At 63.0% G+C, this 23,308-nt stretch carries 21 protein-coding genes; 9 read left to right on the top strand and 12 right to left on the bottom strand.

The window, feature by feature from the left end; genetic code table 11:
• Positions 1-21 precede the first annotated feature (21 nt).
• The 6 genes from N1937_RS30475 to N1937_RS30500 all read right to left on the bottom strand — a co-directional run bounded on the left by N1937_RS30475 (position 22) and on the right by N1937_RS30500 (position 8,377).
• Positions 22-714, bottom strand: coding sequence for a response regulator transcription factor (locus N1937_RS30475; protein WP_260060257.1), 693 nt, complete (start codon positions 712-714; stop codon positions 22-24).
• Positions 711-3,419: a sensor histidine kinase gene (locus tag N1937_RS30480; protein WP_260060258.1), complete on the bottom strand. Its 2,709-nt coding sequence runs from the start codon at positions 3,417-3,419 to the stop codon at positions 711-713. Before N1937_RS30480 ends, N1937_RS30475 begins: the two co-directional genes overlap by 4 nt.
• A 236-nt stretch (positions 3,420-3,655) precedes the next feature.
• Complete coding sequence (gene kdpC, locus N1937_RS30485; RefSeq protein ID WP_017968356.1) at positions 3,656-4,225, bottom strand: potassium-transporting ATPase subunit KdpC; 570 nt, start codon at positions 4,223-4,225, stop codon at positions 3,656-3,658.
• Between the two features lie 20 nt (positions 4,226-4,245).
• A complete protein-coding gene (gene kdpB, locus N1937_RS30490) occupies positions 4,246-6,306 on the bottom strand; it encodes a potassium-transporting ATPase subunit KdpB (protein WP_260060259.1) in 2,061 nt (686 codons plus the stop codon).
• A 207-nt stretch (positions 6,307-6,513) separates the two neighbouring features.
• Positions 6,514-8,217 (bottom strand): potassium-transporting ATPase subunit KdpA, encoded by a 1,704-nt coding sequence (gene kdpA, locus N1937_RS30495; protein ID WP_260060260.1) that lies wholly within the window; start codon positions 8,215-8,217, stop codon positions 6,514-6,516.
• Positions 8,218-8,287: 70 nt separating this feature from the next.
• Complete coding sequence (locus tag N1937_RS30500) at positions 8,288-8,377, bottom strand: K(+)-transporting ATPase subunit F (RefSeq protein WP_003547774.1); 90 nt, start codon at positions 8,375-8,377, stop codon at positions 8,288-8,290.
• A 491-nt stretch (positions 8,378-8,868) separates the two neighbouring features.
• Between N1937_RS30500 and N1937_RS30505 the strand changes: the two genes are divergently transcribed.
• Entirely contained in the window at positions 8,869-9,912 is a 1,044-nt protein-coding gene (locus tag N1937_RS30505; RefSeq protein ID WP_260060261.1) for an NAD(P)-dependent alcohol dehydrogenase, read from the top strand.
• A 12-nt stretch (positions 9,913-9,924) separates the two neighbouring features.
• Here the strand turns inward: N1937_RS30505 and N1937_RS30510 are convergent, their stop codons facing one another.
• From N1937_RS30510 to N1937_RS30525, 4 genes are all read right to left on the bottom strand, one after another.
• Positions 9,925-10,494: a DedA family protein gene (locus N1937_RS30510; RefSeq protein ID WP_170258362.1), complete on the bottom strand. Its 570-nt coding sequence runs from the start codon at positions 10,492-10,494 to the stop codon at positions 9,925-9,927.
• 30 nt (positions 10,495-10,524) lie between these two features.
• Complete coding sequence (locus N1937_RS30515; RefSeq protein WP_222314844.1) at positions 10,525-11,886, bottom strand: FAD-containing oxidoreductase; 1,362 nt, start codon at positions 11,884-11,886, stop codon at positions 10,525-10,527.
• Positions 11,883-12,341 carry a DUF4126 domain-containing protein gene (locus N1937_RS30520; protein ID WP_162115298.1) on the bottom strand — a complete coding sequence of 153 codons (459 nt, stop codon included), beginning with the start codon at positions 12,339-12,341 and terminating at the stop codon, positions 11,883-11,885. The genes N1937_RS30515 and N1937_RS30520 overlap by 4 nt, the downstream gene beginning before the upstream one ends.
• Positions 12,342-12,433: 92 nt before the next feature.
• A complete protein-coding gene (locus N1937_RS30525) occupies positions 12,434-13,621 on the bottom strand; it encodes an acyl-CoA dehydrogenase (protein ID WP_260060262.1) in 1,188 nt (395 codons plus the stop codon).
• Between the two features lie 174 nt (positions 13,622-13,795).
• Here N1937_RS30525 and N1937_RS30530 point away from each other — a divergent pair, with 174 nt between their 5' ends.
• A complete protein-coding gene (locus tag N1937_RS30530; RefSeq protein WP_011655128.1) occupies positions 13,796-14,134 on the top strand; it encodes a cupin domain-containing protein in 339 nt (112 codons plus the stop codon).
• A gap of 22 nt (positions 14,135-14,156) precedes the next feature.
• Here the strand turns inward: N1937_RS30530 and N1937_RS30535 are convergent, their stop codons facing one another.
• Positions 14,157-15,110, bottom strand: a complete 954-nt coding sequence (locus N1937_RS30535) for a LysR family transcriptional regulator (RefSeq protein ID WP_222280272.1) — start codon at positions 15,108-15,110, stop codon at positions 14,157-14,159.
• Between the two features lie 175 nt (positions 15,111-15,285).
• Between N1937_RS30535 and N1937_RS30540 the strand changes: the two genes are divergently transcribed.
• The 7 genes from N1937_RS30540 (at position 15,286) to mmsB (ending at position 22,483) form a co-directional block, all read left to right on the top strand.
• Positions 15,286-16,491, top strand: coding sequence for an ABC transporter substrate-binding protein (locus N1937_RS30540; protein WP_260060263.1), 1,206 nt, complete (start codon positions 15,286-15,288; stop codon positions 16,489-16,491).
• Positions 16,492-16,496: 5 nt separating this feature from the next.
• Positions 16,497-17,279, top strand: a complete 783-nt coding sequence (locus N1937_RS30545) for an ABC transporter ATP-binding protein (RefSeq protein WP_162115303.1) — start codon at positions 16,497-16,499, stop codon at positions 17,277-17,279.
• Positions 17,279-17,980, top strand: coding sequence for an ABC transporter ATP-binding protein (locus tag N1937_RS30550; RefSeq protein WP_222280274.1), 702 nt, complete (start codon positions 17,279-17,281; stop codon positions 17,978-17,980). The genes N1937_RS30545 and N1937_RS30550 overlap by 1 nt, the downstream gene beginning before the upstream one ends.
• A gap of 4 nt (positions 17,981-17,984) precedes the next feature.
• The gene (locus tag N1937_RS30555; protein ID WP_260060264.1) at positions 17,985-18,872 is read left to right on the top strand and encodes a branched-chain amino acid ABC transporter permease; all 888 of its coding nucleotides are present in this window, start codon (positions 17,985-17,987) and stop codon (positions 18,870-18,872) included.
• A gap of 1 nt (position 18,873) precedes the next feature.
• Positions 18,874-19,863, top strand: coding sequence for a branched-chain amino acid ABC transporter permease (locus tag N1937_RS30560; protein ID WP_170260475.1), 990 nt, complete (start codon positions 18,874-18,876; stop codon positions 19,861-19,863).
• Between the two features lie 133 nt (positions 19,864-19,996).
• On the top strand, positions 19,997-21,592 hold the full coding sequence (locus tag N1937_RS30565) for a GMC family oxidoreductase (RefSeq protein WP_260060265.1): 1,596 nt from the start codon (positions 19,997-19,999) through the stop codon (positions 21,590-21,592).
• Positions 21,593-21,601: 9 nt separating this feature from the next.
• Complete coding sequence (gene mmsB / locus N1937_RS30570) at positions 21,602-22,483, top strand: 3-hydroxyisobutyrate dehydrogenase (protein ID WP_260060266.1); 882 nt, start codon at positions 21,602-21,604, stop codon at positions 22,481-22,483.
• 16 nt (positions 22,484-22,499) lie between these two features.
• On the opposite strand, the gene N1937_RS30575 is transcribed toward mmsB, so the two are convergent.
• The gene (locus tag N1937_RS30575; RefSeq protein ID WP_260060267.1) at positions 22,500-23,258 is read right to left on the bottom strand and encodes a fumarylacetoacetate hydrolase family protein; all 759 of its coding nucleotides are present in this window, start codon (positions 23,256-23,258) and stop codon (positions 22,500-22,502) included.
• Positions 23,259-23,308: the final 50 nt, after the last annotated feature.

Consider the following 23,308-nt stretch of genomic DNA (forward strand, 5'->3'; position numbering starts at 1 on the left):
GGCAGCGGGAGGGAGGGGATGTCAATCCGGTTCCCTGAGCCGGTAGCCGACGCCGGTCTCGGTCGTGATATAGTGCGGCTGGTCCGGAAGCTGCTCGACCTTTTGCCGCAGCTGCCGGATATAGACGCGCAGATACTGCACATCCGCCGCCGGCCCCCATACCTGCTTTAAAAGAAACTGGTGTGTCAGCACCTTACCGGCGTGCTGGGCGAGCACGCGCAGGATGTCGTATTCCTTCGGCGACAGCTTTATTTCCCGGCCGTCGACCTTGACGATGCGCTTGACGAGATCGATCGACAGCCCGCCGGTCTGGAAGATTGCCTTTTCGCCCTGCTGCTGCAGGCGGTGGCGCAGCGCCACGCGGATGCGGGCGCCGAGCTCGTTGATGCCGAAGGGCTTGGTGACGTAATCGTCGGCGCCGCTTTCCAGCGCCTTGACGATACCGGCCTCGTCGGTGCGGCTGGAGAGAATGACGACCGGCATGGAAAGCCCTTCGTCGCGCCACGCCTGCAGCAAGTCGTGGCCTGATGTATCGGGCAGGCCGAGGTCGAGCACGATGAGGTCGGGCATGTCGGCGGCGACCGACTGACGGGCGGCGCTGGCGTTCGGCGCCTCCTGCACCTCGTAGCCTTGCGCGGTCAGGCCGACGCGGAGCAGCTTGCGGATCGGAGGCTCGTCGTCGACGACGAGGATTTTGACGGCTGAACCGGTCATTTGAGTTCATCCAGTTTTGGAATGTCGGTGGGTTTCGGCAGGCGGATGGTGAAGACAGCGCCCGGACGGCCCGTCCGGTTGCCGGCGGTGATCGTGCCCCCCATCGCCTCGATGAAGCCGCGACAGATGGAAAGGCCAAGCCCGGTGCCGGCGCGCACCTGATCGCCCTTGCGCACGCGGTAGAAGGTATCGAAGACGCGGGTAAGATCGGCCGGTGGAATACCCGGGCCTTCGTCCGAGACCTGCACGACGACGTTGTCGGCATCGGCCCAGCCCTCGATGTGGATGACCGATCCCTCGGGCGCGTATTTTGCGGCATTGTCGAGAAGGTTGAAGATCACCTGTTCGAACAGGACGGGATCGACGCGTACCATCGGCAGGTCGGCGGGAATGCTCATCTCGGTCTTGTGGTGATCGAGGATCTTTGCGGCACGGCGCAGCGCGCTGCCGACGATGTCTCCGGCATAATGCAGCGCGTGGTTCGGCTCCATCGCGCCGGATTCGATCTTGGTCATGTCGAGCAGGTTGGCGATGAAGCGGTTGAGGCGTTCGGATTCGTCGACGACGGTCGACAGCAGGTCGCTGCGGTCCTCCTCCGGCATCGAGGCGAAATAATCGCGTAACGTGCCGGCGGCGCCGAGGATGGCGGCAAGCGGCGTCTTCAGGTCGTGCGAGATCGACGTCAGCAGGGCCGAGCGCAGCCGGTCCGCTTCGGCCGCAAGCCGTGCCCGGTCGACATCGGCAACAAGCTGGATGCGTTCGATGGCAAGGGCCGCCTGATCGGCCAGCGCATCCAGCAGCCGCTGTTGCTCCGGCGTCAGCAGCGGCCCGTCGCGGCGGTCGCTATCGAGGCCGATGACGCCGACGGCGGTGCGCCCGGTTCGGAGCGGCACATAGAGGCGCTTGGCGCCGGGCAGGGTGTCGGCGCCGCGGCCGGCGGCATGATTGTGCTCCCAGGCCCAGCGGGCCGCGGCGATATCGGCATCGTCGAGCGTGTCATCGGGGGGATAACCGGCCTTGACGGCGATACCGCCCTCTTCCGGCAGCAGCAGCACGACGCGGACCTTCAGCATCGAGGCGAGCTGGAAGGCCGTCGCCCAGAGCACGTCGTCGAGCGTGCCGGTGCCGGCGAGTTTTTTAGAGAAGAGATAGAGGTCCTCGGTCGTGCGCGCCCGCTGGCGGGCGGCCGCCGCCTGGCGCTGCACGGTCGCGGTCAGGTTGCTGGCGATGATGGCGACGCCCAGGAAGAAGAAGAGCGCAAGTACGCTTTCCGGATCGCTTATCGTCAACGTGTAGCGCGGCGGCAGGAAGAAGAAATTGAAGGAAAGCGCGCTGAGGATGCAGCTGTGAAGGGCCGGCCGCAGGCCGTGGAGGACGGCGGAGGTCAGCACCGCCATCAGGAAGACGAGGGCGAGGTTGCGCACGTCGAGCACCTGGTCGAGCACGACGCTGACGCCGAGCGCGATGGCGACATAGCTGGTCGCCAGCAGGTAAGCCCTGAAATCCAGTGGCGGCGGGGTGGCGGCCGCCCTGACGCCGCGCGCGGTGGTGCCGTCCTTCTCGTTGCCTGAAATGACATGGACGCTGATCTCGCCGGTCTTGCGGATCAGCTCGTCGGTGATCGAACGGCTCCACCAGTCGCGCCATGTCGGCTTCTTCGGGGCGCCGATAACGATGTGGGTGACGTTGTTGGCGGTGGCGTGGCGGACGAGCTCTTCGGCTACCTCGCGGCCGGGAATGGTGATCGCTTCGCCGCCGAGCTGCTCGGCAAGGCGCAGCGTGGCGGCGACGATATCGCGCTCGGCTTCCGTCAGACTGATCGAGCGGTTGGTCTCGATATAGACGGCCGCCCAGGGTGCGCGCAGCCGCGAGGCCATGCGGGCGGCATAACGCACCAGCGAGGCGGAGCGCGGATGGTGGTCGACCGAGACGAGAACGCGTTCGCCCGCCGCCCAGGGGCCCGATATGGCATGGGCCTGCATATGCGTGAGCAGCTGGTCGTCGACGCGCTGGGCAGTCTTGCGGAGCGCAAGCTCTCGCAGTGCCGTCAGGTTGCCGGGGGTGAAATAATTGCTCAGCGCACGTTCGGCGGTGCGCGGCATGTAGACCTTGCCGTCATGCAGACGCTTGATCAGATCATCCGGCGTCAGGTCGATGATCTCGACGTCGTCGGCAAGGTCGATAATCGAGTCCGGCACCGTCTCGCGCACGCGGATGCGGGTGATCTGCGAGACGACGTCGTTCAGGCTTTCGACATGCTGGATATTCAGCGTCGTATAAACGTCGATGCCGCGATCGAGCAATTCCTTGACATCGAGATAGCGCTTCGGATGGCGGCTGCCCTCGGCATTGGTGTGGGCGAGTTCGTCGACCAGCACAAGATCCGGCCGGCGGGCGAGGATGCCGTCGAGGTCCATTTCCTCGAGCGGCCGGCCCTTGTAGCTGATTTCAACGCGGGGGATGATCTCGAAGCCGGCGACGAGCGCCTCGGTCTCCTTCCGGCCATGAGTTTCGACAACGCCGATGACGACATCGAGACCGTCGGCCATCTTGGCGCGGCCGGAGACGAGCATCTCGTAGGTCTTGCCGACACCGGGGGCGGCACCGAGGAAGATCTTCAGACGGCCGCGCGACTCCGCCCGGGCTTTTTCAAGAAGCGCATCGGGCGAGGGCCTGCCGGCCTGGTCGCGATTGTCGTCTGGCATGCGTGTGGTCTTTCTGCAGATGGCTGCCGAGAATGCGTTACGTCTCGTATCCCTCATTAAGTCAGTTGCGCAGCCCCCACCCTCCGTCATGCTCGGGCTTGACCCGAGCATCTACATCGCGTCCACCAGCGGCGACGGCATGGATCCTCGGGTCAAGCCCGAGGATGACGGAGGGTGGTGTTGGCCTTCTCGCCAAACTCGCCCTGGCCTACAGAGGCGCCCTCAGCCTTCCGACGTCACCGAGTCATAGAAGCATCAAGGCTCTGGTTCAACGCCAGAACATTGACTGTGGGTTCGCCGAGAATGCCGATTTCGCGGGCATGAACCACACCGTCGACCAGCGCCTTGACCTTGGCCTCATCAACACCACGTGCCTTGGCGACGCGCGCCACTTGAAAGTAGGCAGCCTCCGGCGAGATATCGGGATCAAGGCCACTGCCCGAAGCGGTGACGAGGTCGGCGGGCACCTCCGCGTTCGGGTTCGTCGCCTTGGCGGTCTCGTAGTCGCCCTTGACGCGGTCGATCAGCTTCTGGCTGGTCGGGCCGAGATTCGAACCGCTGGAGGCAGCCGCATTGTAGCCGTCGCCGGCGGCCGAAGGGCGGCCGTGGAAATACTTGTCGCTGGTGAAGGCCTGGCCGATCAGCGTCGAGCCGATCACCTGGCCGTTCTTCTCGATCAGGCTGCCGTTCGCCTGGGTCGGGAAGAGGGCCTGGGCAGCACCCGTCATGGCGAGGGGATAGAGAAGACCGGTGATGGCGGTGGTGGCGACGATCATGACGATTGCCGGACGAAGTTCTTTGAACATTGTCTTACTCCTTGGAGTGTTCAGGCGAGTCCGAGGGCTGCGACGGCCATGTCGATCGCCTTGATGCCGATGAAGGGGACGATGATGCCGCCGGCACCGTAGATCAGCAGGTTGCGCGACAGTAGCGAGCCGGCGCCGATCGGACGGTAGCGGACACCTTTCAGCGACAGCGGGATCAGCGCGATGATGATCAGGGCATTGAAGATGATCGCCGAGAGGATGGCGCTTTGCGGCGTCGACAATCCCATGACGTTGAGCACGCCGAGCTGCGGGTAGAAGGTCAGGAACATCGCCGGGATGATGGCGAAATACTTGGCAATGTCGTTGGCGATCGAAAACGTCGTCAGCGCGCCGCGCGTCATCAGGAGCTGCTTGCCGATCTCGACGATCTCGATGAGCTTCGTCGGATCGCTATCGAGATCGACCATGTTGCCGGCCTCGCGGGCGGCGACCGTGCCGGTGTTCATGGCGACGCCGACATCGGCCTGGGCGAGCGCCGGCGCATCGTTGGTGCCGTCGCCGCACATGGCGACGAGCTTGCCCTTCGACTGTTCCTCGCGCATCAGCGCCAGCTTCATTTCCGGCGTTGCCTGGGCGAGGAAGTCGTCGACGCCGGCCTCGGCGGCAATGGCGGCTGCCGTCAGCGGGTTATCGCCTGTGATCATCACGGTGCGAATGCCCATGCGGCGCAGCTCGGTGAAGCGCTCGCGGATACCGCCCTTGACGATATCCTTCAGCTGTATGACGCCGAGCAGCCTGCCGTCGCGGGCAACTGCCAGCGGTGTGCCGCCTGATTTGGCGATTTCGTCGGCGATCGACTGCAGTTCGCGCACCACCTCGCTGCCGTTTTTCGAGGACGAATCGCCGTTGACATAGGCCAGCACGGCATCGACCGCACCTTTGCGGATCGAGGCTCCTTCGAGATCGACGCCGCTCATGCGGGTCTGGGCGGTGAAGGCCACGAAGGTTGCTTTCAGGCTTGCCATGTCGCGGCCGCGGATCGCGTATTTCTCCTTGGCGAGCACGACGATCGAACGACCTTCCGGCGTTTCGTCGGCAAGCGAGGCGAGCTGGGCGGCATCGGCGAGATCCTGTTCGGAAACGCCGCGGACCGGACGGAAGCTCGTCGCCTGGCGATTGCCGAGCGTGATCGTGCCCGTCTTGTCGAGCAGCAGCGTGTCGACGTCGCCGGCAGCTTCGACCGCGCGGCCGGACATGGCGAGCACGTTGAAGCGGACGAGGCGGTCCATGCCGGCGATGCCGATTGCCGAGAGCAGTGCGCCGATCGTCGTCGGGATCAGGGTGACGAAGAGGGCGACGAGCACGATGATCGGGATCGAGCCGCCGGCATAGATGGCAAAGCTCGGGATCGTCGCGGTGGCAAGCACGAAGATCAGCGTCATGCCGGCAAGCAGGATGTTGAGTGCGATCTCATTCGGCGTCTTCTGGCGTTCGGCGCCTTCGACGAGCGCAATCATCCGGTCGATGAAGGTCGAGCCGGCAGCGGCGGTGATGCGGACACGGATCCAGTCGGAGAGTACCTGCGTGCCGCCGGTGACGGCCGAGCGGTCGCCGCCGGATTCGCGGATGACAGGGGCGGATTCGCCTGTTATCGCCGCTTCGTTGACGGAGGCTACACCTTCGATCACTTCGCCATCCGACGGGATGATGTCGCCGGCCTCGACGAGCACGATATCGCCGACCTTAAGGCTGGTGCCCGGCACCATGCGGTAGCCGCTGCCGTTGTTGGCGGTGAGTAGCTTCGCCTGGGTTTCGGTGCGCGCTTTGCGCAGCGAATCCGCCTGCGCTTTGCCGCGGCCTTCGGCGACGGCTTCGGCGAAGTTGGCGAAGAGGACGGTGAACCAGAGCCAAAGATTGATCTGAAACGAGAAGCCGAGATTACCGTTGCCTGCTACGAAATCGCGCAGGAAGAGGACGGTGGTCAGCACCGAGACCGTGGCCACGACGAACATGACCGGGTTTCTGGCAAGCGCGCGCGGGTTCAGCTTCTTGAAAGCGGCGCCCACGGCCGGAATGAGGATGCGAGAATCCATGATGCTCGCGGATTTTGCCTGGCTCATAAGAGACTCCAGCTTTGAAACGAGGATGGCGAACCGGCGGCCGGTCAGCCCTGTAGGATTTTGAAGATGGCGGCGATGACGAGGAGCCTGCCATCATCACCAGGATGACGTCGGGGGCGCGGGTCGTCGGGCCATTCCCTCGTCCCGGCGCACCGGGACGAGGGTGGGAGCGTTGCGAAGCCTGTGACGGAGGATCATGGCATCACCTCAGAAGGTCTGGCCGGCGATCATGACCAGGTGCTCGACGATAGGGCCGAGCGCCAAGGCCGGAAAGAAGGTCAGGCCGCCGACGATCAGGATCGTGCCGACCAGCAGGCCGACGAAGAGCGGTCCATCCGTCGGGAAGGTGCCTGCCGAAGCCGGAACCGTCTTTTTGGCGATCAGCGAGCCGGCGATGGCAAGCGCCGGGATGATGACCAGGAAGCGGCCGGCGAGCATGCCGATGCCGAGCGTCACGTTGTACCAGGGCGTGTTGCCGGTCAGGCCGCCGAAAGCCGAACCGTTGTTGGCCGCAGCCGAGGTATAGGCATAGAGGATTTCGGAGAAGCCGTGCGGGCCGGCGGTGCCGATCGACGCGACGGCGGAGGGCAGCACGGTGGCGATTGCGGTAAAGACCAGCATGGCGAGCGGCAGGCAGAGAATGGCGAGAACGGCCATCTTCATTTCCTTCGCCTCGATCTTCTTGCCGAGATATTCCGGCGTCCGGCCGACCATCAGGCCGGCGACGAAGACGGCGACGATGATGAAGAGAAGGATGCCGTAGAAACCCGCGCCGACACCGCCGACAATGATTTCGCCGAGCTGCATGTTGATCAAAGGGATCAGGCCACCAAGCGCGGTGAAGCTGCCGTGCATGGCATTGACCGCGCCACAGGAAGCGGCCGTCGTAATGACCGCAAAGAGCGAAGACAAGGCAACGCCGAAGCGGACTTCCTTGCCTTCCATATTGCCGCCGCCGAGACCGAAAACGTGCATCAGCGGGTTGCCGGCAGCTTCCGCCCAATATGTGACGATGACACCTGCGAGGAACAGCACGCCCATCGTGGCAAGGATCGCCCAGCCCTGGCGCTGGTTGCCGACCATGCGGCCGAAGACGTTGGTCAAAGCCGCGCCGATCGTGAAGATTGAGACCATCTGGATGAGATTGGAGATCGCGTTGGGATTTTCGAACGGATGGGCCGAATTGGCGTTGAAGAAGCCGCCGCCGTTGGTGCCGAGCATCTTGATCGCAAGCTGCGAGGCGACCGGCCCGACGGCAATCGTCTGCTGCGCACCTTCGAGCGTGGTCGCATTGACATAAGCGCCAAGCGTCTGCGGCACGCCGAGATAGACGTAGACGATGGTCAGCACGATGCAGATCGGCAGCAGGATATAGAACGTGCCGCGGATCATATCGACCCAGAAATTGCCGATCGCCTTGCCCGACGCCCGTGCGAAGGCACGGATGAAGGCGACCGCGATCGCCATGCCGGTCGCGGCCGACAGGAAGTTCTGCACCGTGAAGCCGGCCATCTGGGTCAGATACGACATGGTGCTTTCGCCGCCATAATTCTGCCAATTGGTATTTGTGGGAAAGCTGACGGCGGTGTTGAACGAAAGCTCCGGCGGGACGGCGGCCATGCCGGCCGGATTATAGGGCAGGACGTCCTGCAGGCGAAGGAGCGCGTAGAGGACGAGGACGCCGAGGAGGTTGAACATCAGCATCGCGAAGGCATAGGAGGTCCAGTGCTGCTCTTCGCGCTCGCTGGTGCCGGCAATACGGTAAAGCCCCTGTTCGATCGGGACGAGGACCGGGGAGAGGAATGTGCGCTCTCCGTTATAGACACGCGTCATGTAACCGCCGAGCGGTTTGACGAGCACGAGCACGATCCCGCAGTAAAGCAGGATCTGAAGCCATCCGTTGAGGGTCATGGAGGTAAACTTTCAATACCCGGCTGCTTCTGGGGTCGCGCATGCGCGACCCCAGAAGCGCCAGTTCTCTTCAGAAGCGTTCTGGGCGAAGGAGAGCGTAGGTGAGGTAAACGGTGAGAAACACGGTTACGGCACCGCTCAAGACATAATCGAGGGTCATCGTCGTTTCTCCTGTCAAAGCCTGTCGCAGGCTCGGGTGTAGGCAAAGCACAGCGCAAAGAATATGATCGCCGTGCCGAGTAGAATGATATCCATTATGATCGTGACTCCTGTCGTTCTTCTTGGAGTCAGACAAGACAAAGGGCGCTGGGAGGCCGCCTTTCATGCTTTCTGGCGTGGAGACGATCTTTCGATCTCTCGGACGTCAATATGGAGCCGAAGAGCATAAAGGTTCGAGACGGGACGACAGGCCATCAATATAAAAATCTTATAAATGCCCATGCGAGGCCGCTCACCGTCGGACCAGGTTGGCGCAGTTTTCGGACGGGCCGCTGCCGGCACTGAGCCTCGGCAAGTACGAGTGAGCATTTTTTCATTTGTTGAGCAAAAGCCTTCGCAATCTGGTTGAATTGGGAAGGCTTCGGGCTTTATAGTCGGCTGCAACGCTGCCCGATGGAGTCATGGGCAAGCCATTAGGGAAGGAAACCGACGATGACCAAAGTCCGCGCGCTTGTCCTCGAGCGCCAGCATGAGCTTGCGCTCCGCGATATCGATCTGCCGCTCAAAACCGGCCCCGGCGAGGTGAAGATCAGGATCCACACGGTGGGCGTCTGTGGTTCGGACGTGCATTATTACACCCACGGCAAGATCGGCCCCTTCATCGTCAACGCGCCGATGGTGCTCGGCCATGAGGCGGCGGGCACGGTGGTCGAGGTCGGTACCGGCGTCACGAATCTGAAAGTGGGCGACCGCGTCTGCATGGAGCCCGGCATTCCCGATCCGAATTCGAAGGCAAGCCGGCTCGGCATGTACAATATCGACCCGGCCGTCACCTTCTGGGCGACCCCGCCGATCCATGGCGTGCTGACGCCAGAGGTCGTGCATCCCGCCAACTACACCTTCAAGCTGCCCGACAGTGTCAGCTTTGCCGAAGGCGCCATGGTCGAGCCCTTCGCCGTCGGCATGCAGGCGGCTGCCAAGGCGAAGATTACGCCTGGTGATACTGCCGTCGTTCTCGGCGCCGGGCCGATCGGCACCATGGTGGCGATCGCGGCGCTTGCCGGCGGCTGCGCCCGCGCGATCGTGGCTGATCTTGCCCAGCCGAAGCTCGATGTCGCCGCACAATACCAGGGCGTCATCCCGGTCAATATCCGCGAGAAGAACCTGGCCGAAGAAGTTGCCCGGCTGACCGACGGCTGGGGCGCCGATGTCGTCTTCGAATGCTCCGGTTCGCCAAAGGCCTGGGAGACGATCATGGCGCTGCCGCGCCCGGGCGGCGTCATCGTCGTCGTCGGCCTGCCGGTCAACCCGATCGGCTTCGACGTCTCGACGGCATCCACCAAGGAAATCCGCATCGAGACGGTGTTCCGCTACGCGCACCAGTATGAGCGCTCGATCGCGCTGCTCGGCTCGGGTCGCGTGGATCTGAAGCCGCTGATATCAGAGACGTTCAAATTCGAGGATTCCATCAAGGCGTTTGACCGCGCCGTCGAGGCGCGGCCGAGCGACGTGAAGCTGCAGATTGTGATGGAATAGGACGCCATACCTCTATGAGTGCTTGGCGTTCAGTTTCATCTTGCGAAAGGCAAGAGCCGCGGCTGCGACGACAGCCGCGGCTCCGACTGCGATCAGGAGATGGCGGTGAAGCGGAAGGCGGCCCAATGTCTGTTCAAGGCCGTGCCCAAACAAATAGCCCAGCGCCGTGAAGAGCTGCCCCCACACCAGCGCGGCCACGGCATTCAGGATGATGAATTTCCCGGTCGCTATTCGCGTCGTGCCGATGACGATCGGGCTGATCGTCCGCAATCCCACCAGGAAACGAAACGCAAGGATGAAGCCTGTGGGATATCTTTCCAGGAGCCGGGTTGCACGCGCCAGCGCCGGTGTCTCCATCAGCCGGCGGACGAGACCCCATCGAGCCGCATAACGGCCGGCGAAGAACCAGAACTGATCGCCGGCGAACGATCCTGCCGTTGCCGCAAGCGACGCCGACCAATAGGTCAGCAGCCCGCGGTGGGAAATCACGCCGCCAAGGAAGGCGGCTGTTTCGCCTTCGAAGGCTGAACCCAGAAATATCGCCAACAGGCCGTAGTGCTCGATCAGCAGTTCGATAGACACGCAGCTGTCCTCGGCCCGGGGTTTCTACAGCTAAACCGGCTTCAAATCCCCAAGCAGCGTCGGGATCAGCTCCGACACCGTCGGATGGATCGGCACCGACCATTGCAAGGCCGGATAGGTCGTTCCCGCATTCATCGCGTCTATGATGCCGTGGATCACCTCGTCGCCTTCGATGCCGAGGATCGCCGCACCGAGGATTTTTTTGGTCTCGGCGTCGGCGATCACCTTCATGAAGCCTTTGGTCTCGCCGCGCTCGTTGGCGCGGCCGACGCGGCTCATCGGCCGGGTCGAGATCATGATCTTGCGTCCCGAGGCACGCGCCTGCTTCTCCGTCATGCCGACGCGGCCAAGCGGCGGGTCGATATAAAGGGCATAGGCCAGGATGCGGCTCGAGACCTTGCGATCGTCGCCGTCGAGCAGGTTGGCGGCGGCGATCTCGAAATCATTGTAGGAAGTGTGGGTGAAGGCGCCGCGGCCGTTGCAGTCGCCGAGCGCTAAGATGCCGTCGACATTGGTGGCAAGCCTGTCGTCGACGGTGATATAGCCGTGCTTGTCGGTGATGACGCCGGCGGTATCGAGGCCGAGATCGTCGGTATTCGGCTTGCGGCCCGTGGCGATCAGCACATGGCTCGCATCGATTCTCGCTGAATCGGTGGCGACCGTTATTCCGTCGCTGCTCTTGGCGAAGGCGATGTCGCTGGCGCCGGTATGAATGTCGATGCCCTCCGAGCGCAGGACATCAGCGATCGCGTCGGATATATCCTCGTCCTCGCGCGATGCGAGCTTCGGGCCATGCTCGATGACGCTGACTTCGGCGCCGAAGCGGCGATACATCTGTGCGAATTCCAACCCGATATAACTGCCGCCGATGACGGCCAGATGCCGCGGCAGCGTGTCGAGATGGATGATCGAGGTGCTGGTGAGATAGTCGATATCGTTGATCCCGGGCAGGTCGGGGATGACGGGCCGCGCGCCGACATTGAGGAAGATGCGCGGTGCGTTCAGCGTCTCGCCGTTGACGCTGACGGTCTTCGGGCCCTCGAAACGGGCGTGGCCGTAAATCACGGTCATACCGTCCATGCCGGCGAACCAGCCGATCAAGCCGTTGCGGGCGTTCATGGTCACGGTTTCGGCACGGGCTTTGACCACCTTCATGTCGATGGCGATCTCGCCCTGGAGATTCACGCCGTAAACGGCGCCGTTTCTCGCGACATGGGCGGCGCGGGCGCTGGCGACCAGCGTCTTCGTCGGCATGCAGCCGGCATTGACGCAGGTGCCGCCGAGGAATTTGCGCTCGATCAGCGCCACCTTCATGCCCTTTTCGACCATCCGGGCAGCGAGGAAGGGGCCGGACTGACCGGCGCCGATAACGATGGCGTCGAAGCTCTTCATGACACGGCCACGATCAGCAGCGCGCCGATGACGGCGACGGCATCCTCGATGAGAGCAGCCGGCAGATCCTTGCCGAAGGACGCTGCGAGCCTGCCGCGGACGGCAGCACCGCCATATGTGCCGATGACGGCGCCGATCACCCCGACAATCAGCCCGCCGAAGAGCAGGCTGTTGGCGGCGCCGATCGTGGCACCTGCCAGCCCGCCCATGACAATGCGAGCGCCGAATTGCACCGGCACCTTGCGCGAAGGCGTAGATGGCAGCTGGTCGGTGATCAGTTCGACGACGGCGAGAAGCGTGAAGATCCACGGCGTCCATTGGTAAGCCATGAACGCAAGCGGCGTCTGCGAGACATCAAACCAGCCAAGCGCCGCGCCCCAGGCGACGGCGGCGGGCGCCGTCATGGCGCGAAGCCCGGCAATGACACCAATCAGCAATGCAACAAGCAGAAACATGCATGGTCCCCCCTTTTTGCCGGCTCTTGCCGCCTTCAGCGAAGGTTGCACATTGTCAGGCGCGTGGCAATTCGCCCTTTCGCGCCAAGAGGCTAGTTCGCAAAGGCGGCAATGCCGGTGATCGCCCGGCCGATGATCAGCGCGTGGATGTCGTGCGTGCCCTCATAGGTGTTGACCACTTCGAGGTTGACGAGGTGTCGGGCGATGCCGAATTCGTCGGAGATGCCGTTGCCGCCGAGCATGTCGCGGGCCGCCCGCGCAATCTCCAGCGCCTTGCCGCAGCTGTTGCGCTTGAGGATCGAGGTCAGTTCCACCGGCGGATGGCCTTCCTCCTTCATGCGGCCAAGCCGCAGACAACCCTGAAGGCCGAGCGCGATTTCCGCCGCCATGTCGGCGAGCTTCTTCTGGATCAGCTGGTTGGCGGCAAGCGGCCGGCCGAACTGCTTGCGCTCGAGCGTATATTGCCGGGCTCTCGCATAACAATCCTCGGCAGCACCGAGTGCGCCCCAGGCGATGCCGAAGCGGGCCGAGTTGAGGCAGGTGAACGGCCCTTTGAGGCCTGTCACATCAGGCAGAAGGTTTTCCTCAGGCACGAAGACCCCGTCCATCACCACTTCACCGGTGATCGAGGCGCGTAAGCCCACCTTGCCGTGGATGGCGGGAGCCGAAAGCCCTTTCCAGCCCTTTTCGAGGATGAAGCCGCGGATGAGGCCATCCTCGGTCTTTGCCCAGACGACGAAGACATCGGCGATCGGTGCGTTGGAGATCCAGGTCTTCGAGCCGGTCAGGCTGTAGCCGCCGTCGACCTTTTTGGCACGTGTAGCCATCGAGCCGGGGTCGGAGCCGTGATCCGGTTCGGTCAGCCCGAAGCAGCCGATCCATTCGCCGGTGGCGAGTTTCGGCAGGTATTTCAGCTTCTGTGCCTGCGACCCGAAGGTTTCGATCGGCACCATTACGAGTGATGACTGGACGCTCATCATCGAACGATAACCACTATCGACCTTTTCGACCTCGCGGGCGATCAGGCCGTAGGCGGTGTAACCGAGGCCGGCGCCGCCATAATCCGGCGAGACCGTCGGGCCGAGCAGGCCGAGTTCGCCCATTTCGCGGAAGATCTCAGGATCGGTCTTTTCGTTACGGAAGGCGTCGAGAACGCGGGGCGCAAGCTTTTCCTGCGCATAGGCGTGGGCAGTATCCTGCACCATGCGCTCTTCGCTGGTCAGTTGCTCCACCAGGCGGAACGGATCGGCCCAGTCGAAAACTTCGCGCGTATGCTGCATGGCGGCGTCTCCTCATCCCGGTTCAGGCTTGTCTCGCTCAAGTTGGCCATAGACCCGCCAGCCGACCGCGTCAACAGAAGGTCGTCGCGCCGAAAAGACGGGCCACGCCATCTTTTCAAAAGCGTCGGCATGATCCACTTTGCCCGCGATCGATTCTGGAACGAGGAGGCGGAAATGTCGTCAAGCGATCTGTTCGTATCGGCCGAAGGCGCCGAATGGGTGAATCCCGAGCCCGGTGTCGTCCGGCGCATCATGACCTACCTGCCCGAGATGATGATGGTGGAAGTGGCCTTCGAAAGCGGTGCCGTGGGTGCCGCCCATTCGCATCCGCACATCCAGGCGAGCTATGTCGCCGAAGGCAGTTTCGAAGTGACGATCGATGGCCGGACCGAGGTGCTCAAGCAGGGCGGCAGCTTCATCGTGCCCCCCAATCTGGTCCATGGCGTCAAGGCGCTGGAAAAGGGCCGACTGATCGATGCATTCACCCCGCACCGGGCCGAATTCCTGAAATAGCTGGTATCATGCCACTCATGATCTAAACATCCGCTCTTGCCCGGCGCGCGGGGCCGGCGGCGGTGACATAGGGCGGGACGAAGCGCGCATCCTCGCCGCGCACCGCCTCACGGAGGAAATCGATGACGGCGCGCACGCGGGGCGCCTGTTTCAGGTCGCGATGGCAAGTGATCCAGTAATGGCGCTTGAGGTCGATCTCGTCTGGCAGCACGCGCACGAGTTCGGGATAACGGCTGGCGAAGAAATAGGGCAGGATGCAGAGGCCGAGGCCGTTTCTCGTGGCAGTCAGCTGCGCGAAGATGCTGGAGCTCTGGAACTGCGGCTTGATGCGCGGGTGCACATCGCCCAGATAATCCAGGCCCGGCGCGAAGATCATTTCCTCGATATAGCTGACGAAGGGATGGCTGAGCAGGTCTTCGCGGGAGTTGATGTCAGACGCCTTGGCCAGATAATCGCGCGAGCCGTATACCTGCAGGTGGTAATCCGTCAGCTTCTCGGCGAAATACGCCCCGCCCTTCGGTTCGTCGAGCACGACGGAAAGATCGGCCTCCTTGCGCGACAGCGACATGATCTGCTGGATCGTCACCAGTTCCAGCGCCAGGTGCGGATGCTGGGCGGCAAACTGCGGCAGCACGGTTGCGAAGAAGAAATTGGCAAAACCCTCCGGCGCGCTGAGCCGCACAAGGCCGCGCTGCGCCATCGAGCCGTCGGCGAGGTCGGCGCGCAGCCGTTCGGTCTCCTGCTCCATCCTCTCGGCCGTCTCGACGAAGCGCGTGCCCATGGCGGTTAGCACGTAGCCGCGGGGATTGCGCTCGAACAGCTTGACCTTGAGGGTGAACTCCAGCCGGTCGATGCGGCGCGAGACGGTGGCATGGCTGGAGCGCAGTTGCCTGGCGGCGGTCGACAGCTGTCCGGTGCGGGCGACGGCTAGAAAAAACTGCAGATCGTCCCAAGTAAACTGCGGTGGATTGTTCATCGCGATCCTCATCTGTTCAAAAACGAACAGATACTGTTTGGAATTAGTTGTAAACCACCCGTTGCTTCAACGGGGAATTTCCGTGATCGTAAGGGCAGGGTCCGCCGCTCTGAGGAGTGCGGCTGGCCAAATCTGAACAGATCCGCAATCTGGCCAATCTCTGGGAGGAGAGAATATGCGTAAGAATTTCATTGTATCAGTTGCATTTCTGCTCGCGAGCAGCACTGCGGTACTCGCGCAGAGCGCGACCGACGGCAAGGTCAAGATCGGCATCCTGAACGATCAGTCGGGTGTCTATGCCGATTTCGGCGGCAAGTCTTCTGTCGAAGCCGCCAAGATGGCGGTCGAAGATTTCGGCGGCAAGGTGCTTGATGTGCCGGTCGAGATCGTCGATGCCGACCACCAGAACAAGCCGGATATAGCCTCCAACATCGCCCGCCAGTGGTACGACACCGAGCAGGTGGATGCGATCATGGAACTGACGACCTCGTCGGTGGCGCTCGCCGTGCAGGCGATCGCCAAGGAGAAGAAGAAGATCGATATCGTCACGGGTGCGGCCACTACGGATCTCACCGGCAAGGCCTGCTCGCCTTATGGATTCCATTGGGCCTACGACACCCATGCGCTGGCTGTCGGCACCGGCGGCGCGCTCGTCAAGCAGGGCGGCGACAGCTGGTTCTTCCTGACTGCCGACTATGCCTTCGGCTATTCGCTGGAGCAGCAGACCAGCGATTACGTCAAGGCGAGTGGCGGCAAGGTCGTCGGCGCCGTCCGCCACCCACTGTCGACCCAGGACTTTTCGTCCTTCCTGCTGCAGGCGCAATCGTCCGGCGCCAAGGTGATCGGCCTTGCCAATGCCGGCCTCGACACCTCGAACGCCATCAAGCAGGCGGCCGAATTCGGCATCACCCAAGGCGGCCAGCATCTGGCGGCACTACTCTTCACATTGGCCGAAGTCCACGGTCTCGGCCTCGATGCGGCGCAGGGGCTAACGCTGACGGAAGGTTACTACTGGAACCGCGACGACGAAAGCCGCGCCTTCGCCAAGAAATTCTTCGCCCGCACCGGCAAGATGCCGAACATGATCCACACCGGTACCTATTCAGCAGTGACGCAATATCTGAAGGCGGTGCAGAAGGCCGGCACCGACGAGACGGAAGCCGTCGCCAAGCAGATGCATGAAATGCCGGTCGACGACGTCTTCGGCCGCGGCGGCACGGTTGGCGCCAATGGCCGTATGATCCATGACATGTACCTGCTGCAGGTCAAGAAGCCTGCCGAAAGCAAGGAGCCGTGGGATTACTTCAACGTGCTCGCCACCATTCCCGGCAAGGAAGCCTATATCGATCCCGCCAAGAGCGGCTGCGATCTGGTGAAGTAAGCACGATGGCGGTTTCCGCAATTGAAACTCAGGAAAAGCCGCGGGTGGTATTGTCCGCCCGCGGCCTGCGCCGCGATTTCGGCGGCTTCACGGCCGTCAAGAACGTCGATCTCGACGTGCATGACGCGAGCGTGCATGCGCTGATCGGCCCGAACGGCGCCGGCAAGACGACGGTCTTCAACCTGCTGACCAAGTTCCTGCAGCCGACCTCAGGCACCATCACACTGATGGGCACCGACATCACCAAAACGCCGCCCGACAAAGTAGCGCGCATGGGGCTCGTTCGCTCCTTCCAGATCTCGGCGGTCTTTCCGCATCTGACCGTTCTCGACAATGTCCGGGTGGCGCTGCAGCGGCCGAACAATCTTTCCACGCAGTTCTGGCAGCCGCTGTCCGCGCTCGGCCGGCTGAACGAGCGCGCCGACGAACTGCTGGCGAGCGTCGGGCTGTCCAAGGAGCGCGATCACATCGCCGCCGATCTTTCCTATGGCCGCAAGCGCGTTCTGGAGATCGCCACCACACTGGCATTGGATCCGAAAGTGCTGCTGCTCGACGAGCCGATGGCCGGCATGGGGCAGGAGGATGTCGGCGTCGTCTCGTCGATCATCCGCGACGTCGCCCGCGACCGGGCGGTGCTGATGGTCGAACACAATCTCTCCGTCGTCGCCAATATCTGCCAGCATGTCACCGTGCTCCAGCGCGGCGAGATCCTCGCCGAGGGCGACTATGCCACCGTCAGCCAGGACGAGCGCGTGCGTGTGGCCTATATGGGCACGGAGGAGCATTGATGGCCGCTCTCCTCGAAGTCCAGGGGCTCAATGCCTGGTACGGCGAAAGCCACGTCCTGCACGGCGTCGACATGCGTGTGGCCGAAGGCGAGACGATCACCATTCTCGGCCGCAACGGCGTCGGCAAAACGACGACGCTGCGCACCATCACCGGCATCGTGCGGTCCCGTAAGGGCAAGATCAGCTTTGCCGGCAGTGATATGATGCAGGTGCCGCTGCACAAGACGGCGCATCGGGGCATCGGCTTCGTGCCGGAGGAGCGCGGCATCTTCTCGACGCTTACCGTTTCGGAAAACCTGCTGCTGCCGCCTGTCGTGGCAGCGGGCGGCATGACGCTCGACGAGATCTATGAGCTCTTCCCCAATCTCTACGAGCGCCGCGGCAGCCCGGGCACCAAACTATCAGGCGGCGAGCAGCAGATGCTGGCGATCGCCCGGATCCTGCGCACTGGCGTCAGGCTGCTCATTCTCGACGAACCGACGGAGGGGCTTGCCCCCGTTATCGTCCAGCGCATCGGCGAGGTGCTGAAGAAACTCAAGGAGCGCGGCATGACGATCCTGCTCGTCGAGCAGAATTTCCGTTTCGCCAGCCGTATTGCCGATCGCTTCTATCTGATGGATCATGGGCAGATGGTGTCGGAATTCCCGGTCGGTGAACTGCCGCAGCGCATGGATACGCTGCACAAGGTTCTGGGAGTGTGACCAGATGACGATGATCTTCGGCATTCCCCTGCAGGCGCTGCTCGGCCAGCTGCTGATCGGCCTGATCAACGGCTCGTTCTACGCGCTGCTCAGCCTCGGCCTCGCCATCATCTTCGGCCTGCTTAGGGTGATCAACTTCGCCCATGGCGCGCAATATATGCTCGGCGCCTTCGTCGCCTACCTGCTGCTGACCTATGCCGGCATCGGCTACTGGCCGTCACTGATCCTGGCGCCCGCTATCGTCGGCCTTGCCGGCGCTATCATCGAGCGGCTGTTCCTGCGGCAGCTCTATGATCTCGATCCGCTCTACGGCCTGCTCTTCACCTTCGGGCTGGCGCTCGCGGTCGAGGGCACCTTCCGTTATCTCTACGGCTCTTCCGGCCAGCCCTATGCGACACCGGCGGCCCTTGCCGGCGGGGCCAATCTCGGCTTCATGTTCCTGCCGATCTATCGCGGCTGGGTGGTCGTCGTCTCGCTCGTCGTCTGCCTCGGCACATGGCTGCTGATCGAAAAGACCAAGCTCGGCGCCTATCTCAGGGCCGCCACCGAAAATGCCGTTTTGGTGCAGGTCTTCGGCGTCAACGTGCCGGTGCTGTTGACGCTAACCTATGCGCTCGGCGCCGGTCTCGCCGCCTTTGCCGGCGTGCTGGCGGCGCCGATCTACCAGGTCTCGCCGCTGATGGGCTCGAACATGATCATCGTCGTTTTCGCCGTCGTCGTCGTCGGCGGCATGGGATCGATCATGGGCGCGATCATCACCGGTTATGTGCTCGGCATCGCCGAGGGTCTGACCAAGGTCTTCTATCCCGAGGCGTCGAACATCGTGATCTTCGTCATCATGGCGATCGTGCTTCTCATCAGGCCCGCGGGCCTCTTCGGACGGGATGCCTGACATGGCCGACATCACCGACACCATCCGAACGGAAAAAAGCCGGACCGCCCTTTCGGTGCAGGCGGGCTTCCTGCTGGCCGGGCTGCTGCTCCTGCTGCTGGCACCGTTCTTCTTCTATCCGATTTTCCTGATGAAGCTGCTCTGCTTCGCGCTCTTTGCCTGCGCCTTCAACCTGCTGCTCGGCTATACTGGCCTGCTTTCCTTCGGCCATGCCACCTTCTTCGGCGGTGCTGCCTATTTCACCGCTTATACGGTGAAGGCATGGGGCTTGCCGCCGGAACTCGGCATCCTGATCGGCGTGGCGGGTGCGGCGTTTCTCGGGCTCGTCATGGGTTTCTTCGCCATCCGCCGGCAGGGCATCTATTTCGCGATGATCACGCTGGCTCTGTCGCAGATGTTCTTCTTCTTCTGCCTGCAGGCGAAGTTCACCGAGGGCGAGGACGGCATCCAGTCCGTGCCGCGCGGCCATCTCTTCGGCTTCATCGATCTGAACAGCTCGACCAACATGTATTATTTCGTGTTGGCCGTGTTCATCATCGGCGTGCTGATCATCTGGCGCTTCATCAATTCACCCTTCGGCATGATCCTGAAATCAATCCGTGAGAACGAGCAACGGGCGATCTCGCTTGGCTATTCCGTGGCGCGCTACAAGCTCGGCGCCTTCGTCATGTCGGCAGCGCTTGCCGGGCTCGCGGGCGCGGTGAAATCGATCGTTTTCCAGTTTGCGACGCTGACCGACGTCGCCTGGCAGATGTCGGGCGAGGTGATCCTGATGACGCTGCTCGGCGGCATCGGCACGCTGATCGGCCCGCTCTTCGGCGCCGGGCTGGTGGTGGCGCTGGAAAACTACCTCGCCACGTCGGAATTCCCGGTGACGATCATCACCGGCATCGTCTTCATGGTCTGCGTGCTGATCTTCCGCCGTGGCATCATCGGTGAATTCTACGCCTCTCGGCTGGGGCGGAAACTGGGCTTCGTCTATCGCCGCTGAACGGGCGGACCTCTCTCTTTCCGGGAAGAATTACTTTTCCCCGGAAAAGAGACGGGCGGCGACGCTGCGACTCTTCCTCTCCCCGTGCTGCGGGGAGAGGAAAGCGGCAAGCATCTGGAGTCTCGTGCGGGGCATGGATCGTTACGACTATATCATCATCGGGGCAGGCAGCGCCGGCTGCGTGCTCGCCAACCGGCTGTCGGCCGATGGCAGGAGCCGGGTACTGCTGCTCGAAGCCGGCGGCAGCGACAATTATCACTGGATCCATATTCCAGTCGGTTATCTCTATTGCATCAACAATCCGCGCACCGACTGGTGCTTCACCACGGCGCCGGAAGCGGGGCTGAACGGCCGGGCGCTGAGCTATCCGCGCGGCAAGGTGCTCGGCGGTTGTACGTCGATCAACGGCATGATCTACATGCGCGGTCAGGCGCGCGACTACGACCTCTGGCGGCAGATGGGCTGCAGCGGCTGGGGCTGGGACGATGTTCTGCCATTCTTCCGCAAGTCGGAGGATTTTTATCGCGGCGAAGACGAGATGCATGGTGCCGGCGGCGAATGGCGGATCGAGAAAGCGCGGGTGCGCTGGGCCGTGCTCGATGCCTTCCAGCTGGCTGCCAGGGAAGCCGGCATTCCGGAGACCGCGGATTTCAACCGCGGCAGCAACGAGGGCTCCGGCTATTTCGACGTCAATCAGCGTTCCGGCATTCGCTGGAACACGTCGAAGGCCTTCCTGCGCCCGGCGATGAAACGCTCCAACCTGACCGTGCTCACCAAGGCGCAGGTCCGGCGGCTGCTGGTGGAGGAAGGCGCCGTTGCCGGCGTCGAATTCCAGCATCGGGGCTTGGCGAAACGCGCCTATGCCGCGAAAGAAACCGTCCTTTCGGCCGGTTCTATCGGCTCTCCGCATATCCTGGAACTGTCGGGCATCGGCCGGGGCGAGGTTCTCAGCCAAGCGGGCGTCGATGTCGTCACCGAAGTCAAGGGTGTCGGTGAGAACCTGCAGGACCATCTGCAACTGCGTCTGGCCTATAAGGTCACGGGCGTTCCGACGCTGAACGAGAAGGCGACGAAGCTAATCGGCAAGGCGGCGATCGGGCTCGAATATCTCGTCCGCCGCTCCGGGCCGATGGCGATGGCGCCGAGCCAGCTCGGCATCTTCACTCGATCGGGCCCGGACCGGGAAACGCCCGACCTGCAATATCATGTGCAGCCGGTCTCGCTGGAAAAGTTCGGCGATCCCGTCCATCCTTTTCCGGCGATCACCGCGAGCGTCTGCAACCTCAGGCCGGAAAGCCGCGGTTCTGTCCACCTCTCGAGCCCGGATTTTGCCGCCCAGCCGACGATCAGCCCTAAATACCTCTCGACGCAGCGCGATCGTGACATAGCTGTCCGTTCAATACGGTTGACGCGCAAGATCGTCGCGCAGCCTTCGTTTGCGCGGTTCAGGCCGGAGGAATTCAAGCCGGGGCCTGCCTATCAGACGGAGGCCGATCTGGAGCGGGCGGCGGGCGAGATCGGCACGACGATCTTCCATCCCGTCGGCACCTGCCGCATGGGCGCCGACAGGGACAGCGTCGTCGATCCCAGGCTGAGATTCCGGGCGCTCGGCAAGCTCAGGATCGCCGACGCCTCGGTGATGCCGTCGATCACCTCGGGCAACACCAATTCGCCGACCATCATGATCGCCGAAAAGGCGGCAGCAATGATCCTCGAAGACAATCGATAGGAGAAGACCATGGCAAGGATCGCATTCATCGGCCTCGGCAACATGGGTGGGCCGATGGCGGCCAATCTGGTCAAATCAGGCCACGAGGTCCTGGGCTTCGATCTCGCGGCTTCGGTGCTGAAGGCGGCCGAGGAGAGCGGCGTCAAGCCGGCAAGCCATGCCAGCCAGGCGGTCAAGGACGCGGAGATCGTCATATCAATGCTGCCGCAGGGCAAGCACGTGCTGACGGCCTGGACCGATATCCTGCAGACTGCGGCTCAGGGCACGCTGGTCATCGATTGCTCGACCATCGATGTCGAAAGTAGCCGCAAGGCGCATGAAATGGCCAAGGCCGCCAGCTGCTTGTCGCTCGACGCTCCCGTCTCCGGCGGCACGGGTGGGGCGACCGCGGGCACGCTGACCTTCATGGCCGGCGGCTCGGAAGAAGCCTTCGCAAGGGCAAAACCAATCCTCGAGGCCATGGGAAAGAAGATCGTCCATTGTGGCGAGGCCGGCGCCGGCCAGGCGGCGAAGATCTGCAATAACATGATCCTCGGTATCTCGATGGTGGGCGTCTGCGAAGCCTTCGTGCTCGCCGAGAAACTTGGCCTCTCGCATCAGGCGCTGTTCGACGTCGCCTCGACCTCGTCGGGCCAGTGCTGGTCGATCAATACCTATTGTCCGGTGCCCGGACCGGTGCCGAACTCGCCCGCAAACAATGGCTACAAACCGGGTTTTGCCGCGGCACTAATGCTGAAGGATCTCAGGCTCTCGCAGGAGGCGGCCCTGGCGAGCGGCGCCTCCACCCCGCTCGGCGCGGAAGCAGCACAGCTTTATGCGCTTTTCGAAAAGCAGGGCAATGGCGGAAGGGATTTTTCCGCCATCATCGAGATGTTCCGCGAGAAGGCGTAGGCACCGCGGCATCAAATCAACCCTTCGACACCGAGAAGCTGAGGCTGCTATTGCCGAGCAGGATGTCGATCTCGCCGGGTTCGGTCAGTTCGATCGCGCCGCTCAACGTGCCTGTGGTGATGAGCGCACCCGTCTTCAGCGATGTCTCGGGGCGCAAGCCGTCATTAGCGTAATCGACGAGCCAGGTGAGAACGTCGCCCTTCGGATGCTGTGCTGGACCATCATAGATCATGCGGCCGGCATGGGTGACCTTGAGCGGTGTTCCGCCGGCGGTGTCGACGACGCCTTTTTCGACCTCCGGGCCGAGCACATAGCCGCTATTGCCGAGCCGGTCGGCGACGAACAGCAGAAACGAAACGCTGCCGCTTTCCCTGATGGCGCTCACCAGCAGTTCAGCGCCGAGATAGACAGCGGAGATCGCCTCGACCACCTCGGCGCGGCTGTAGGGAGCGCCTGTGCGGATCGGCAGGTCCCTGCCAAGACGGACGGCGATCTCGGTCTCGAATTTCAGGCCCGGATACCAGGGAATGTCAGCGCCTGAGACGGCTTCGGCATAGGGATGCAGCGGGCCGGTGACCGCCTGGCCCCGCGGCGAGACCGTCACCTTCCAGGCATTGCTCGAAATACCGTCCGCGGCGGCAAGCAAGTCCTGTGCCTCCATCGCCTGATCGAGATCGGCTGGCAGCGCGAACGTGTCCGTTGCCTCCTGACGACCGGCCTGCCGCAGGCTGTGAAGCCCGGCTGCAAGGGCGCGCGGATCGAATGTCTCTGTCATGCTATCTCCTCGACCTGATTTTCGAGGTGCACACTAATCACAAGACAAGG

It is taken from the genome of Rhizobium sp. WSM4643 (assembly GCF_025152745.1).
Taxonomy (GTDB): Bacteria; Pseudomonadota; Alphaproteobacteria; order Rhizobiales; family Rhizobiaceae; genus Rhizobium; species Rhizobium leguminosarum_I.